Source organism: Stenotrophomonas sp. 05L413, assembly GCF_056397945.1.
Genome location: NZ_JBFTOL010000001.1, coordinates 698,361 through 712,475, shown reverse-complemented (window position 1 = coordinate 712,475; position 14,115 = coordinate 698,361). Strand labels below are relative to the sequence as shown.

Here is a 14,115-nt window from a genome sequence, read left to right as displayed (position 1 = left end):
GCGGTGCGCAGGGTCTGGCAGTGCCGGCCACGGGCCGGCACTGCCGTCCAACATTACTCCCCGATCCAGCCGTCCAGCAGGTCGGCGAATTCGTCGGCGTGTTCTTCTTCCTGCGCCAGGATCTCTTCGAGGATGCGCTTGGTCGTGGTGTCCTTGTCGCCCACGAAGTTGATCATCTCGCGGTAGCTGTCGATCGCAATGCGCTCGGCAATCAGGTTCTCGCGGACCATGTCGCGCAGGTCGCTGCCTTCCTTGTACTCGGCATGCGAGCGCGCAGTGAGCGTATCCGGGTTGAGATCGGGCTCGCCGCCAAGCTGCACGATGCGTTCGGCCAGCTTGCCGGCGTGCGCCTGTTCCTGCTGTGCGTGTTCCAGGAACTCGGCCTTGATCGAATCGGCGAGCATGCCCTTGGCCATGAAGTAATGGCGGTAGTAGCGCAGCACGCACACGTACTCGGTGGCGAGCGCATCGTTGAGCAGCTTGATCACCGCTTCGCGGTCGGCGCTGTAACTGTCGGTGATGGCGCCGTCTTCGATGTCCTTCCGGGCCTTGGCCCGCAGGGTGGCGGTGTCGCTGATGCCCGGCGGGCGGGCGTTGTCCGGGGCGGTGTTGGGGGTGTTCTTGGCTGGCTTTGACATGGCTGGCCGGGTTCCTCTGTTGCGTGGGTCTAGCGGGGGAGATGCTCCAGCACGTACTGCGCCGAAGACACGTCGAATTTTCCGGGTTCCTCGATGAAGGTCTCGCGCACGACACCGTCTTCGACGTACAGCGCGAAGCGGCGCGAGCGGATGCCCATGCCCGAGCTGCTGGCATCCATTTCCAGGCCGAGCGCACGGGTGAACTCCCCATTGCCGTCAGACAGCAGCTGCAGGCCGTCGGGCACCTGCTGGCTCTCGCCCCAGGCCTTCATCACGAACGGATCGTTGACCGCCATGCAGAACACCTCGATCCCGCGGTGGCGGAATTCGGGGAACTGCTCGATGTAGCCGGGCAGGTGCCGGGCCGAGCAGGTCGGGGTGAATGCGCCGGGCACGCCGAACAGCACCGCTTTGCGCGAATCGAACAGAGCATGGGTATCGATGGTCTCCATGCCCTCGCGGATGCGCTTGAGGGTGACTTCGGGAATGCGGTCGCCAACGTGGATGGTCATGCGGACTCCTTGGACACAGGCAGGGTAGTGAGGGGCATGGGATGGCCATGTCAACACGTTGAAAAGCAGCCGTGCAGACCCATCTGTAGCGGGAAAGGCAGGCCACGGGGGCAGCGTAGCCGTCCGGGAGGTCGGCCGCATTGCGCAGGATCATTCGCGCCCGGCGTCACGGTGGGCCGGTCCGCAGCGGCTAGAATTGCGCGGACGGCGCCCGCCCACGCGGGTGGCCGAACTTAGTCGAGGTGTTTGGATGGAATTCAAGGATTACTACGCCACGCTCGGGGTGGAACCCACCGCGGGCGATGCTGAGATCAAGACCGCTTACCGCCGGTTGGCGCGCAAGTACCACCCGGATGTGAGCAAGGAAGCCGGGGCCGAGGACAAATTCAAGGCGGTCAACGAGGCTTACGAGGCGCTGCGCGATCCGCAGAAGCGCGCGGCCTATGACCAGCTCAAGGCGCAGGGCTACCGGCCCGGCGAGGAGTTCCATACCCCGCCGAACTACGGCGGTGGCCAGGGCTATGACTTCGAAGAGGTGTTCGGGGGCGGCGCCGGTGGCGGCGGCTTCAGCGATTTCTTCGAGAGCCTGTTCGCGCGCCAGCGCGGCGGTGGCGGTGGCCGCGCCAGTGGCTTCGGCGGTGCCAGCCAGGGCCCGCAGCCGACCCGCGATACCCGCGCCAAGCTGTCGGTGCCGCTGGAAGCGGCCTATCAGGGCGACAGCCTGCGCATCAACGTGGGCGGCAAGCAGCTGGACGTGCGCGTGCCCAAGGGCATCCGTCCGGGCCAGGTGATCCGGCTGACCGGGCAGGGTACCGGTGGCGGCAACCTGCTGCTGGAAGTGGAATACGCCGAACACCCGCAGTTCGAGGTGGATGGCCGCAACATTCTGTACACCCTGCAGGTGACCCCGTGGCAGGCCGCACTGGGTACCAGCATCAGCGTGCCGACCCTGGGCGGTGCGGTGGAACTGAAGGTGCCGGCCGAGTCCGATGCTGGCCGCAAGCTGCGCCTGCGTGGCCGCGGGCTGCCGGGCAATCCGGATGGCGATCAGATCGTGGAGCTGGAGATCATCGCGCCGGCGCCCACCGATGAGGCGCAGAAGAAGGCCTACAAGGCGCTGGCCAAGGCATTCGGCGAGAAGGTGTGATGCAGGCGGTGCGCGGCGTCCGGGTCATCGTTGCGCACTGACCAACGGGCGGTGTCTACCGGGCCGGCCGCGATTGCCTTCGCGGCAGCAGCCGACCGTTGGTCGGCTCACCGTGCCATCGGCTCACGCCGTCGGCGGTTCCTGGTGGCTGAAAACGCGCTCCAGCACCTCGGACAGTTCGTCTTCTGAAAACGGCTTGGTGATATAGGCCTTGGCGCCCTGGCGCATGCCCCACATGCGGTCGGTGTCCTGGTCCTTGGTGGTCACCAGGATCACCGGAATGTGCTTGGTCGCCACGTCGCGTGCCAGCGTGCGGGTCGCCTGGAAGCCATTGAGGTTGGGCATGACCACGTCCATCAGCACCAGATCGGGCAGCTCGGCCTTGGCCGTTTCCACCCCGGCGGCGCCATCGGTGGCGGTCAGGATCTGGTGCCCGAGTTTTTCGACGATCCGCTGTATCCCCAGCAGCTGCGACGGTGAATCGTCGACGATCAGAATGCGTGCCATGGTGTTCCCCGTGTGATGCCCGCAGTGTAGTGCGGGCCTCGCACCGTCGTGAAGCGCCGGGCGTGCCGTCTGTCGCCCGGCTGCCACGCTCAGTCGATTCGTACCACCGTGCGGCCGTGGTTGCCGCCCGCGAGCAGGCTGTCGAACGCGGCGGGCAGGCCATCCAGCCCCACTTCGCCGGTACAGATCGTCTCCAGATGCGCCGGCTTCCACGCGCCGCCCAGCTTGTCCCAGACCGCTTCGCGCAGATCACGCGGTGCGCTGGAGGAGGAGATCCCCAGCAACGACACGCCGCGGATGATGAAGGGCATCACCGTCATCTCCAGCGCGGGGCTGGCGGCCAGGCCGGCACTGACCACCGAACCGTAGGGCACGGTCTGGGCCAGCAGGCTGGTCAGCATCGCGCCGCCGGCATTGTCCAGGCCACCGCCGAAGCGGGCCGATTCCATCGGGCGGGAGGTCGCCAGCACATCACGCGGCAGAACCTCGCGGGCTCCCAGGTTCCGCAGATAGCCGGCCTGGTCGGCCTTGCCGCTGATCGCGTGCACCTCGAAACCGGCCCGGGTGAAGATATCCACTGCCAGCGAGCCGACCCCGCCGGTGGCCCCGGTCACGGCCAGCGGCCCGTGGGCGGGGGTCTGCCGGTTGTCCAGCATCCGCACCAGGGCCAGTGCAGCGGTGAAGCCGGCCGTACCCAGGATCATCGCCTCGCGTGGGGTCAGCCCGGCGGGCTGCGGGATCACCGCGCTGGCGGCCAGGCGCACATACGGGCTGTACCCGCCATCGCGGGTCTCGCTCAGCCCGCACCCGGTGGCGAGCACCGCATCGCCTTCGCGGTAGGCCGGGTCGGTCGAAGCGACCACCGTGCCGGCCACGTCGATGCCGCCGACGAGTGGGAAGCGCCGCAGGATCCTGCCCTTGCCGGTACCGGCCAACGCATCTTTATAGTTGACCGAGGACCAGTGCGCGCGCAGGACCACCTCGCCAGGGTTGAGCTGGTCCAGGCCGATCGGTTCCAGCCCGGCGTGGTAGCCGGTATCGTCCTGGTGGATGCGGAAAGCGTTGAACCGGTCGGGAATTGCCATGAAGATGCCTGACGGGGGAAAACACCACCTTACCCGCTGCTCCGGCGCGCGGGGACCCTCACGGACCTTCGCGGATGCGGTTATGAATCGTTCCCCGAGATGGGTGACCCCTTCCAATCCTGTCGATCTGCCCCATCTAGTAGAATCGACAGCGATTTAACGTTTTAACGGTTGACGGTGCGGGAATGGCCCGCAGGCAACCTTACCTTGATGGAGCGTGCATGGCCTGGAATACACCCGGCGGCAACAAGGGCGGACAAGGCCCCGACGAGAATCGACGTGGGCCGTTCGGTCCTCGCGGTGGCGGCAATGGCGGCGGTTGGGGCGGTTTGCCCGGTCCGCTGAAAGACCTGTTCGATGGCGGCATCCTGCGGTGGGTTGCAGTGGCGGCGGTGTTGCTGTTGCTGTTCTCCAGCTTCCAGCTGATCGGCGAACAGCAACGCGGCGTCGTGCTGCGCTTCGGTCAGTTCCATCGCATCCTGCAGCCTGGCCCGAACTTCAAGCTGCCGTGGCCGCTGGAATCGGTCACCAAGGTCAATGCCACCGAGATCAAGACGTTCAGCAGCCAGGTGCCGGTCCTGACCCGCGACGAGAACATCGTCAACGTCTCGCTCAACGTCCAGTACCGCATCGACGATCCGCGCCTGTACCTGTTCGGCTCGGTCGATGCCGACCAGGTGCTGGAACAGACCGCGCAGAGCGCCGTGCGTGAGCAGGTCGGTCGTGCCGACCTCAACAACGTGCTGAACAACCGTGGCCCGCTGGCCGTGGCCGCCGAAGAGCGCCTGCAGGCCTCGCTCGGCAGCTACCGCACCGGTCTGTCGGTGACCGGTCTGACCCTGCCCGATGCCCGCCCGCCCGAGGAGGTCAAGCCGGCCTTCGACGAGGTCAACGGTGCCCAGCAGGTCAAGGAACGTCTGATCAACGAAGCCCAGGCCTACGCGGCCAAGGTGGTCCCGGAAGCGCGCGGCCAGGCCTCGCGGGCCCGGACCACCGCCGAAGGCTACAAGCAGGCCGTGGTCGCCAAGGCCGAGGGTGATGCCTCGCGCTTCAGCCTGCTGCAGGCCCAGTACAAGGACGCCCCGGAAGTGACGCGCAAGCGCCTGTGGCTGGAAACGGTGCAGAAGGTGCTCTCGGAGAACCGCAAGATCATCGGTGGCGATGGCCGCCAGCTGATCTACGTGCCGATGCCGGGCGACAACCGCACCAGCACCAATGCCGCCCCGGCGGTGACCCCGGAAGTCATGCTGCCGTCGCTGCCTGCCAGCACGGCGGTGGATGGCGTTCGCAATGCGGAGCGTCCGACGACGCGCCCGACCGGTCGTGAGGAGGGCAGCCGATGAGAAGTTCACTGTGGATTGGTCTGGCCGTAGCGGTCCTGCTCGGCCTGTTGGGTTCGGTCTACGTGGTCCGTGAGGACCAGACTGCGATGGTGCTGAACCTGGGCAAGGTGGTCCGTGCGGACATCAAGCCGGGCCTGCACTTCAAGGTGCCGCTGGTGGAAACGGTGCGCGTGTTCGATCGTCGCTTCCAGGTGCTCGATACCGCCCCGGCGCGTTACTTCACTGCCGAGCAGAAGGACGTCAGCGTCGACTTCTTCGCCATCGGTTACATCTCCGACGTGCGCGCGTACTTCCGTGCGACCGGCGGCGATGCCCGCGTGGCCAATGCCCGTCTGGCCCCGATCATCACCGACTCCCTGCGCAACCAGATCAACTCGCGTTCGTTGCAGCAGCTGGTGTCGGGGGATCGCAGCGAACTGATCGCCAACCAGCTGACCGGCATCAACGAGTCGGTCAAGGCGCTGGGCATGCAGATCATCGACCTGCGCATCAAGCAGATCGACCTGCCGACCGACAGCCAGGTGATCAACGATGTGTATGAGCGCATGCGCGCCCAGCGTAAGCAGGAAGCGGCCAAGCTGCGCGCCGAGGGTGAAGAGCAGTCGCTGACCATCCGTGCCCAGGCCGACCGCGAGAGCACCGTGATCGTGGCCGAAGCCGAGCGCGACGCCCAGCAGCTGCGCGGTGCCGGCGATGCCGATGCCGCCCGCATCTACGGCAAGGCCGGCTCGGCCGACCCGTCGTTCTACGCCTTCTACCGCAGCCTGGAGGCCTACCGTGGCTCCATGACCGACGGCAACGGCGTGATCGTGCTCGACAAGAACGACCCGTTCCTGCAGTACCTCAAGAGCGATCGCTGAGGCCGCAGGCGGTAGTCATCCACGGGGACCCGGTGCAGACCGGGTCCCCGTTTTGTTTGTGGAGATGTCATGAAAGATCTGTTCTCGGCCCTGTGCCTGGTCGCCGTGCTCGAAGGCCTGTTCCTGTTCGCCGCCCCGTTGGCCTGGAAGCGGATGGCCGAGCAGCTGCTGATGCTGCGCAGCAGCGCCCTGCGCACCTGGGGCGGGGTGATCCTGCTGGCCGGCCTGACCACCCTGTGGTGGCTGAAGCACTGAGCGGGTTCCCGCCATGCGCTGGTTGGTAGTGCCGGCCGCTGGCCGGCTCCATGCCATCCCGCGAGCCGGCCAGTGGCCGGCACCTGCCGCGGCGGTCCTGACCGGCCGGTGAAGTCCACCGGCCCCCGGGGTGGCAGCGGCCACCGGAAACCCGGATAATGCACAAAAGCCGGACGGGCACTCTGTTTCAGAGTCACTCGTCCGGCTTTTTCCGTGTCTGGGTACCCCAGCGTCGGCGCGCTCCCCGCTGGAGCCCGCCACCCCGCGCTGCGCGGCGACCCCGGCATGGTCCCAAACCCGCGGCCCCGATGGCCGCACAAAAACCAGGAGTTACCCGTCATGGGTCAGTCAGTTGTCGTGTTGGGTGCCCAGTGGGGCGATGAAGGCAAGGGCAAGATCGTCGATCTGCTCACCGAGGAAATCGGCGCTGTCGTGCGCTTCCAGGGCGGCCACAATGCCGGCCACACGCTGGTCATCAATGGCAAGAAGACCGTGCTGCATCTGATTCCATCCGGCATCCTGCGTGCAGACGCGCTGTGCCTGATCGGCAACGGCGTGGTGATCTCGCCGGCCGCGCTGCAGAAGGAAATCGCCGAGCTGGAAACCTCCGGCGTGGAAGTGCGTTCGCGCCTGAAGATCTCCCCGGCCGCGCCGCTGATCATGCCGTACCACATCGCCCTGGACCAGGCGCGCGAACGCGCCGCCGGCGGCAAGGCGATCGGCACCACCGGCCGTGGCATCGGCCCGGCGTATGAAGACAAGGTGGCACGTCGCGGCATCCGCATCGCCGACCTGCATTACCCGGCCCAGCTGGAAGAACTCCTGCGCACCGCGCTGGATTACCACAACTTCGTGCTGACCAATTACCTCAAGACCGACGCGGTCGATTTCCAGAAGACCTACGACGAAGCACTGGCCTTCGGCGAATACGTCGAGCCGATGAAGTCCGACGTTGCCGGCATCCTGCATGACCTGCGCAAGCAGGGTAAGCGCGTGCTGTTCGAAGGCGCCCAGGGCGCCCTGTTGGACATCGACCACGGCACCTACCCGTACGTCACCAGCTCCAACACCACCGTCGGTGGCGCATTGGCCGGGGCCGGCGTCGGCGCCGATGCGATCGACTACGTGCTGGGTATCGCCAAGGCCTACGCGACCCGCGTCGGCGGTGGCCCGTTCCCGACCGAGCTGGACGATGAAGTCGGCCAGGGCATCCGCGACCGCGGTGCCGAGTACGGCGCCTCGACCGGCCGCCCGCGTCGCTGCGGCTGGATGGACATCGTCGCGCTCAAGCGCGCCGTGGCCATCAATGGCATCAGCGGCCTGTGCATCACCAAGCTGGACGTGCTCGACGGCATGGAAAAGCTGAAGGTCTGCATCGCGTACGAATACCGCGGCAAGCGTACCGAGTACGCGCCGCTGGACGCGCAGGGCTGGGAAGAATGCACGCCGGTGTACCTGGAGTTCCCGGGCTGGACCGAGAACACCCACGGCATCACCAACTGGGATGACCTGCCGCCGGCCGCCCGCGCTTACCTGCGCGCGCTGGAAGAGCTGGCCGGCTGCCCGGTGAGCATCGTCTCGACCGGCCCGGACCGCGACCACACCATGGTCCTGCAGGATCCGTTCGCCTGATCAGGCGCGTAGTGCCGGGCCATGCCCGGCATTGCGTGACTGTGTAAGGTGCAAGGTGTGAAACGAAGCCCCGCGCAAGCGGGGCTTTTTCGTTGCCTCGCCCCCTTCAGCGCCGGCCGACGCCCATCTGCAGTTCCGACAGTTCAAGGTTCTCATCGTGGTTGGCATCCAGGCTCTGGAAGCGCATCTGCGAGGAGCGACGCATCTCCTCGGCACTCAATTCGCCATCGCCGTTGAGGTCGGCGATGCGTACCCATTCCGCCGCCGAGAACTCGCCATCGCGTTGTGGGCCGAGCACCGCCTGCACTTCATCCACGCTCACCCGGTAATTGTGATCCGCATCGACCAGGCGGAAAAAAGCATCTCCGTCGTACTCATCACGGCTGACCTTGCCATCGCCATTGCGATCCAGCATTGCGAAGCGGTCCGGTGCGGTGGCGGGCAGGTCCTGCGCCGCGGCGGCGCTTGCGGCGACAGCGCCGCAGAGAAGGAGCAGGGCAACGCGGTGCGCGAGCATCATCACAGTTGTCTCCAAGACCGCAGGGGGAGGGGGGCATGCCTTCAGCACGCAGTGTCCGCCGCGTCGATGCCCGGGGCAACGGCAATTTCCCGCATTCGCGACAGTAGTTTTACTGGTTGCCCGTGCCCATCGGACCGGCGTGACCACGTCCGCCAGCGCGGGCCCATGGCATGCTGTGCAGCCTCACCAATCAGCAGGGGCGACAGGGTGTCTGAAGATCACGTGGCCACCGGCATGAGCAGCGCGGACCGCGCGTTGCATGCGGTGGTGTCCGAGCTTGAAGCGTTGCTGCGCAGCGACGGGGAAACCCACTGGGCCGACTGGATGCAGCGGGTCATCACCCAGCTTGAGCAGGGCGATCCAGGCGCGCCGGAGAGCGTGCTGCGCGCCTATGGCGGCATGGGGTCGTTCAATGATGTTGCGTTGGGCCTGGATTACAGCAACGGCCACTTCCAGTGGCGCGCAGACGCAGGTGAACTCAATGAGCGCCTGGATGCACTGCGCGGTCGCGCCTGGCAACTGGCGCGGGCGATCCGGGACGCCCCCCCCGGTACGCGTTGATCACAGGGCCTGCTGCCCCTTCAACACCGGATAAGGATTGATCGATTCGCCTTTCCACCACTGCTTTTCCGGACCCAGTACATGGATCTCGAAATGCAGGTGGGGCGCCTCGGGACTGGCGTTGCCGGTGCTGCCGACATAGCCGATCACCTCACCGCGCTTGATCGTCTTCTTCTCGGCCAGCCCATCGGCGTAGCGGTCCAGATGCGCGTAGTAGTAGCAGTAGCGACCGCTTGGCTCGAACTGGTACACCGTCAGTCCGCCGCGCACACTGTCGAACAGTTTCTCCACCGTCCCGTCCGCGACGGCCAGCACCGGCGTCCCGTTCGGCGCCAGGATGTCGATCGCATCATGCACGCGGCCTTCGCTGCGCGCATCGGTGAAGGTGTCCTGCAGCTGATCGGCCCCGATGCCCTGCACGGGCAGCAGCAGCGCGCCCGCCGCGCCGCTTGTCGGTGCGGGTGTCAAACCGCCCGCGTCCGGCGCGGGCGGTGTGGCTGACGTTTCGGCAGGCACCGGGTTCGTGGCCGGCGTCGTCGGCGGCGGGGCATCAAGCGCTGCGCGGGCCGAACTGGTGGCCGATCCCACCTTGGCCGGTTCGGCGGCGCCGAGCCGGGCGGAGGGGCCGGGCCCCAGCAGCCAGTAGCCGACCACGCCGATCACCAGTCCTACTGCCAGCAGTCGAAAGGTCTTCATGGCTTACTCCTGCATCACGACCGGCACCGAGGCATCGACCGCAGCGGCGACCTGCAGCGCATCCCAGTTGGTCATGCGCACACAGCCGTGCGATTCGGTCTTGCCGACATGGCCGGGTTCGGGCGTGCCGTGCAGGCCGTAGTGGGGCTTGGAGATGTCGATCCAGACCACGCCGACCGGATTGTTCGGGCCCGGCGGCAGGACCGCCTTGCTGTCGCCCGCCTTGGCATCCCAGAACAGCTTGGGGTTGTAGTGGAAGGTGGGATCGCGGGAGATGCCCAGGATCTTCCATTTCCCGATCGGCAGCGGGTCATGCTTGCTGCCCGAGGACACCGGAAACTGCGCGTAGACCTTGCCGTCCGCATCGAACAGCCGCAGCGTGGAGTCGGATTTGTCGATCACCAGCTTGCTGGCCTTCGGCAGCGGGGCGGCCGCGATGTTCGGCACCTGGATCACGCTGCCGGCCTTGCCCAGGTCCACGCCCGGATTGAGCGTCTTCAACAGCTCGGGGGAGGCGTGGAAGCGCTCGCCCAGCGCTTCTTCGATCGAACCGAAGCCCAGGGTTTTCAGCTTGGCCTGCGCGGCCGGACCCTTGGGCACCGGCTGGAACGGACCGGCCACGTCTTCCGCGGTGAGCGTGTAGCGCACCAGCGGCGGGGCGGCATCCGGCTGCAGCGCCTGCCAGGTGGCATCGTCCAGTTCGCCGCTGACCTTCAACCCGCGTGCGGCCTGGAAGCCGGACACGGCGCGCTTCTGGTTGGAGCCGCGCTCCCCATCGATCTGGCCGGGGGAGAAGTGCGCGCGGTCCAGCAGCACCTGCGCATGCAGATCCGAGCGTGGCCCGGTCGCCAGCGACGTCGCGTCGGCGTCCGGGATCGCGGCGGGCGCGGGTGCCGTCTGTGCGACCGCCCAACCGGAGGAGGCCCCCAGGGCGAGGGAGAGCGCGGTGAGGCGGGCGATACGGTGCAGGCGAAGGGACATCGGCAACTCCAGCGGGAACGTGTTTCCACCATGCCTGCCGGGCGTGCGCACTTGCCGTGAAAAGCCTGACGGAGGGCTGAGCGGCGATGCGGGGGCAACGCCGGGGTTATGTGAATCCATTCACAGCGGGCTCACGGCCGTCGGTCAAGGCGCTGCGTCTGGCGCCGATACCAGCCCACCCCCCCCCACGTTTTTCGGATGTCTCATGGAATTTTTGCGGAACGTCAGCGTTGTCTGGCGTCTAGGTATGGGCTTTGGCCTGTTGTTGCTGCTGGTCGCGGCCGTCGTCGCCACCGGCGCCACCGGGAGTGCGGTACAGAAGCGCGCGATGCAGCAGGTGGTCGAGGTCAACGTGGCCAAGGTGCGGCTGCTCTCGGATATGCTCGATGCCAACAACCAGATGATGGTCGTGCGCCGGGAGATGCTGATCCGCCAGGGCGACGGTCTGGCCGAGGATGAGGCGCGCATCGCCGCGCTGGTCGCGCGCTATGAAGCCAGCTGGGCCGGCTACCAGGCCTTGCCCGCACAGCCGGAAGACAAGGCCGTCGGAGACGCCATCGCGGCCGCCCGCGCGGTGGCGCGTCCGCTCAACAAGCAGATGAGCGAACAGCTGCAGCAGGGCGATTTCGCCGCTGCCACGGCCCTCACCCTGGGCGCCGTGCAGGCCGCTGCCAATGGCTGGAACCAGGCGCTCAGCGATGGCGTGGTCTACGAGGAAAAGGAAAGCCGCGAGGCCGCTGCCGAAGCGATCCGGCTGGGCGAGCGGACCCTGCTGCAGCTGCTGGTGCTGGGCGCGATCGCGCTGGTGGTCGGCATCGCCGCCTCCGTGCTGATCGGCCGCAGCCTGACCGGTCCGCTGGCCCGCGCCGTCGGCCTGGCCACCCGGATGGCCAAGGGTGATCTGGCCCATGACGTCCATCTGGGCGGTCGCGATGAGATCACCCAGCTCGGCAACGCCATGGCCACGGTCCGCCAGGGCGTCCAGGGCGCGATCACCGCGCAGCTGGACATGGCCCGCCAGCATGAGGCCGGTGCCATCAGCCATCGCATGGATGAAACGGCCTTCCCGGGCGATTTCGGCCGGATGATCCGGGCCACCAACGAGCTGGTCGGTTCGCACGTGGCCGTCGAGTTCCACATGGTCGAGGTGATGCAGCGCTACGCCATCGGCGACCTGAGCCGTGATCTGGACAGCTACCCGGGCGAGAAGGCCGTGCTGACCACCACCATGGCCACCGTCAAGGCCAGTCTGATGGCGATCAACCAGCAGATCGAGACACTGGCCTCGGCCGCACGTGCCGGCGACTTCTCCGTGCGCGGCGACGAGCCGGCGTTCCAGTTCCAGTTCCGCGCGATGGTCGCCCAGCTCAACGGGATGATGGCCAGCTCGCAGGCCAGCATCGCCGACCTGTCGCAGGTACTGCGCGCGATTTCCACCGGCGACCTGACCTCGCGCATGGACGGCCGGTACGAAGGTGTTTTTGCGCAGATGCGCGACGATGCCAACGCCACCGCGGTGCAGCTGACCGGCATCGTGCAGCAGATCCAGGGCGCGGCCGGCAGTATCAACGATGCCGCGCAGGAACTGGCGGCCGGCCACAATGACCTGTCGCGCCGTACTGAGCAGCAGGCAGCCAACCTGGAAGAAGCGGCGGCCTCGATGGAGGAGCTGACCTCCACGGTCCGGCAGAACGCTGAGCTGGCCAACCAGGCCGACCATGAAGCCCATGCGGCGGGTGCGGCGGTCAAGGCGACCGAGCAGGCGATCGCGCAGATGGCCGCGGTGATGAGCGAGATCGACCAGTCCTCGGCGCGTATCTCCGAGATTTCCTCGGTGATCGACGGCATCGCCTTCCAGACCAACATCCTCGCCCTGAACGCGGCCGTCGAAGCGGCCCGTGCCGGTGAGAACGGACGCGGCTTCGCGGTGGTGGCCACCGAGGTACGCACGTTGGCGCAGCGAGCCGGCACGGCGGCCAAGGAGATCAAGGACCTGATCGATGAGTCCAGCAGCAAGGTCAAGACCGGGCTGAGCGTCACCGTGCAGTCCGAAGCGGCGATCGCCCGCCTGACCCAGGCCAGCTCGCGCACCAATCAGCTGATGAGCGACATTGCCGCCGCGACCAAGGAACAGGCCGCCGGCATCGAGCAGGTCAACCAGGTGGTCGTGCAGATGGACCAGGTGACCCAGCAGAACGCGGCGCTGGTGGAAGAAGCCACCGCCGCCAGCCGCGCGCTGGAGCAGCAGGCGCACGCACTGACCGAATCGGTGGCGGTGTTCACGCTGGAGGACCCCTCTGCAGGCCTGCGCCGCCCGGCGTCACTGCAGGCCGCGTGACGGCACCCGCGCGCTGAGTTGGACGGAAAAGCCCCGCATCGGCGGGGCTTTTTTTCATGCCGATCCAGCCGCCCGGCGCAGCGGCGCGCCCCGATCAGTCCTCGTTCTCTTCCGCTGCTTCCCGGCCCTGCTGGCGGATCAGCGCTTCTTCGCGCGCATCGTTGATCGCATGGCGTACGCCATCCAGATCGATGGTGCTTTCATCCTGTTCGAACTCGCCCGTCAGCACGCTGTCCGGGAGCAGATCGCCGGCCTCGAACAGCGCCCACATCTCCTCGCCATACCAGGTCTCCAGCAGCTCCGGCGCCCAGCGGCCCAGGTACGCGGTGAGGTTGTTGACGTCGCGCAGCAGCATCGTGCGCGCGGCATTGTTGCCCGCCGCACTGACCACCTGGGGGAAATCGATCACCACCGGGCCTTCCGGGCCGACCAGCACGTTGTACGGCGACAGATCGCCGTGGATCAGGCCGCAGCACAGCATCCGCACCACCTGGCGGACCAGGATCTGGTGGAACTCGCGTGCCTGTTCCGGGCTGAGCTCGACCTCGCCCAGGCGCGCGGCGGAATAACCTTCGGCATCGGTGACCAGCTCCATCACCAGCACGCCGTGGAAGTAGCCATACGGCTCGGGCACGCGCACGCCGGCATCGCGCAGCTGGTACAGCGCCTCCACTTCGGTGTTCTTCCAGGCCGCTTCCTGCTGCTTGCGGCCGTAATTGCTGGCCTTGCCCACGGCGCGCGCTTCGCGGCTGCCACGGACCTTGCGGCCTTCCTGGTACTGCACGCGCTGCTGGAAGCTGCGCTGCGCCATGTCTTTGTAGACCTTCGCGCAGCGCACATCGTCGCCGCTGCGGACCACGTATACCGCTGCTTCCTTGCCGCTCTTGAGCGGGCGGAGCACTTCATCGATCACGCCGTCGTCGATCAGCGCCTGCAAGCCTTGGGGGGTCTTCACGGTATCTCGGGAATCGGCTGGCGCGGGGCCTGCCCTGGAGGGGGAGGGATTTTCGCATCTTCGGGCCGATGGAGCCATCGACACG

15 protein-coding genes are annotated in these 14,115 nt (G+C 67.1%); 7 read left to right on the top strand and 8 right to left on the bottom strand.

Annotated elements, in window-relative coordinates; translation table 11 throughout:
• Positions 1 to 53: 53 nt before the first annotated feature.
• Positions 54 to 638, bottom strand: coding sequence for a ferritin-like domain-containing protein (locus AC1DIQ_RS03230; RefSeq protein ID WP_455900323.1), 585 nt, complete (start codon positions 636 to 638; stop codon positions 54 to 56).
• Positions 639 to 667: 29 nt separating this feature from the next.
• The gene (locus AC1DIQ_RS03225; protein ID WP_121038878.1) at positions 668 to 1,150 is read right to left on the bottom strand and encodes a peroxiredoxin; all 483 of its coding nucleotides are present in this window, start codon (positions 1,148 to 1,150) and stop codon (positions 668 to 670) included.
• A 250-nt stretch (positions 1,151 to 1,400) separates the two neighbouring features.
• Here AC1DIQ_RS03225 and AC1DIQ_RS03220 point away from each other — a divergent pair, with 250 nt between their 5' ends.
• Positions 1,401 to 2,297, top strand: a complete 897-nt coding sequence (locus AC1DIQ_RS03220; RefSeq protein WP_121038875.1) for a DnaJ C-terminal domain-containing protein — start codon at positions 1,401 to 1,403, stop codon at positions 2,295 to 2,297.
• A gap of 123 nt (positions 2,298 to 2,420) precedes the next feature.
• On the opposite strand, the gene pilH is transcribed toward AC1DIQ_RS03220, so the two are convergent.
• Complete coding sequence (gene pilH / locus AC1DIQ_RS03215) at positions 2,421 to 2,804, bottom strand: twitching motility response regulator PilH (RefSeq protein WP_461770167.1); 384 nt, start codon at positions 2,802 to 2,804, stop codon at positions 2,421 to 2,423.
• A gap of 89 nt (positions 2,805 to 2,893) precedes the next feature.
• The gene (locus AC1DIQ_RS03210; protein ID WP_152151995.1) at positions 2,894 to 3,889 is read right to left on the bottom strand and encodes a YhdH/YhfP family quinone oxidoreductase; all 996 of its coding nucleotides are present in this window, start codon (positions 3,887 to 3,889) and stop codon (positions 2,894 to 2,896) included.
• A 221-nt stretch (positions 3,890 to 4,110) separates the two neighbouring features.
• Here AC1DIQ_RS03210 and hflK point away from each other — a divergent pair, with 221 nt between their 5' ends.
• The 4 genes from hflK to AC1DIQ_RS03190 all read left to right on the top strand — a co-directional run bounded on the left by hflK (position 4,111) and on the right by AC1DIQ_RS03190 (position 7,979).
• Positions 4,111 to 5,232 carry an FtsH protease activity modulator HflK gene (hflK, locus tag AC1DIQ_RS03205; protein ID WP_478049427.1) on the top strand — a complete coding sequence of 374 codons (1,122 nt, stop codon included), beginning with the start codon at positions 4,111 to 4,113 and terminating at the stop codon, positions 5,230 to 5,232.
• Positions 5,229 to 6,092 carry a protease modulator HflC gene (gene hflC, locus AC1DIQ_RS03200; protein WP_019186091.1) on the top strand — a complete coding sequence of 288 codons (864 nt, stop codon included), beginning with the start codon at positions 5,229 to 5,231 and terminating at the stop codon, positions 6,090 to 6,092. Before hflK ends, hflC begins: the two co-directional genes overlap by 4 nt.
• 69 nt (positions 6,093 to 6,161) lie before the next feature.
• Entirely contained in the window at positions 6,162 to 6,347 is a 186-nt protein-coding gene (locus AC1DIQ_RS03195; protein WP_121038863.1) for a DUF2065 domain-containing protein, read from the top strand.
• A 339-nt stretch (positions 6,348 to 6,686) separates the two neighbouring features.
• Positions 6,687 to 7,979, top strand: coding sequence for an adenylosuccinate synthase (locus AC1DIQ_RS03190; protein WP_038686937.1), 1,293 nt, complete (start codon positions 6,687 to 6,689; stop codon positions 7,977 to 7,979).
• A 106-nt stretch (positions 7,980 to 8,085) separates the two neighbouring features.
• Here AC1DIQ_RS03190 and AC1DIQ_RS03185 read toward each other — a convergent pair whose 3' ends face one another.
• Positions 8,086 to 8,499: an EF-hand domain-containing protein gene (locus AC1DIQ_RS03185; protein ID WP_121038860.1), complete on the bottom strand. Its 414-nt coding sequence runs from the start codon at positions 8,497 to 8,499 to the stop codon at positions 8,086 to 8,088.
• Positions 8,500 to 8,706: 207 nt separating this feature from the next.
• Between AC1DIQ_RS03185 and AC1DIQ_RS03180 the strand changes: the two genes are divergently transcribed.
• On the top strand, positions 8,707 to 9,060 hold the full coding sequence (locus tag AC1DIQ_RS03180; RefSeq protein WP_147433863.1) for a DUF6966 domain-containing protein: 354 nt from the start codon (positions 8,707 to 8,709) through the stop codon (positions 9,058 to 9,060).
• Here the strand turns inward: AC1DIQ_RS03180 and AC1DIQ_RS03175 are convergent, their stop codons facing one another.
• The gene (locus AC1DIQ_RS03175) at positions 9,061 to 9,756 is read right to left on the bottom strand and encodes a M23 family metallopeptidase (RefSeq protein ID WP_478049426.1); all 696 of its coding nucleotides are present in this window, start codon (positions 9,754 to 9,756) and stop codon (positions 9,061 to 9,063) included. It lies immediately after the preceding gene.
• 3 nt (positions 9,757 to 9,759) lie between these two features.
• The gene (locus AC1DIQ_RS03170; RefSeq protein WP_478049425.1) at positions 9,760 to 10,737 is read right to left on the bottom strand and encodes a L,D-transpeptidase family protein; all 978 of its coding nucleotides are present in this window, start codon (positions 10,735 to 10,737) and stop codon (positions 9,760 to 9,762) included.
• 205 nt (positions 10,738 to 10,942) lie between these two features.
• Between AC1DIQ_RS03170 and AC1DIQ_RS03165 the strand changes: the two genes are divergently transcribed.
• Positions 10,943 to 13,075 carry a methyl-accepting chemotaxis protein gene (locus AC1DIQ_RS03165; RefSeq protein ID WP_121038848.1) on the top strand — a complete coding sequence of 711 codons (2,133 nt, stop codon included), beginning with the start codon at positions 10,943 to 10,945 and terminating at the stop codon, positions 13,073 to 13,075.
• 94 nt (positions 13,076 to 13,169) lie between these two features.
• Here the strand turns inward: AC1DIQ_RS03165 and AC1DIQ_RS03160 are convergent, their stop codons facing one another.
• Complete coding sequence (locus AC1DIQ_RS03160) at positions 13,170 to 14,030, bottom strand: PA4780 family RIO1-like protein kinase (RefSeq protein WP_478049424.1); 861 nt, start codon at positions 14,028 to 14,030, stop codon at positions 13,170 to 13,172.
• Positions 14,031 to 14,115 lie beyond the last annotated feature (85 nt).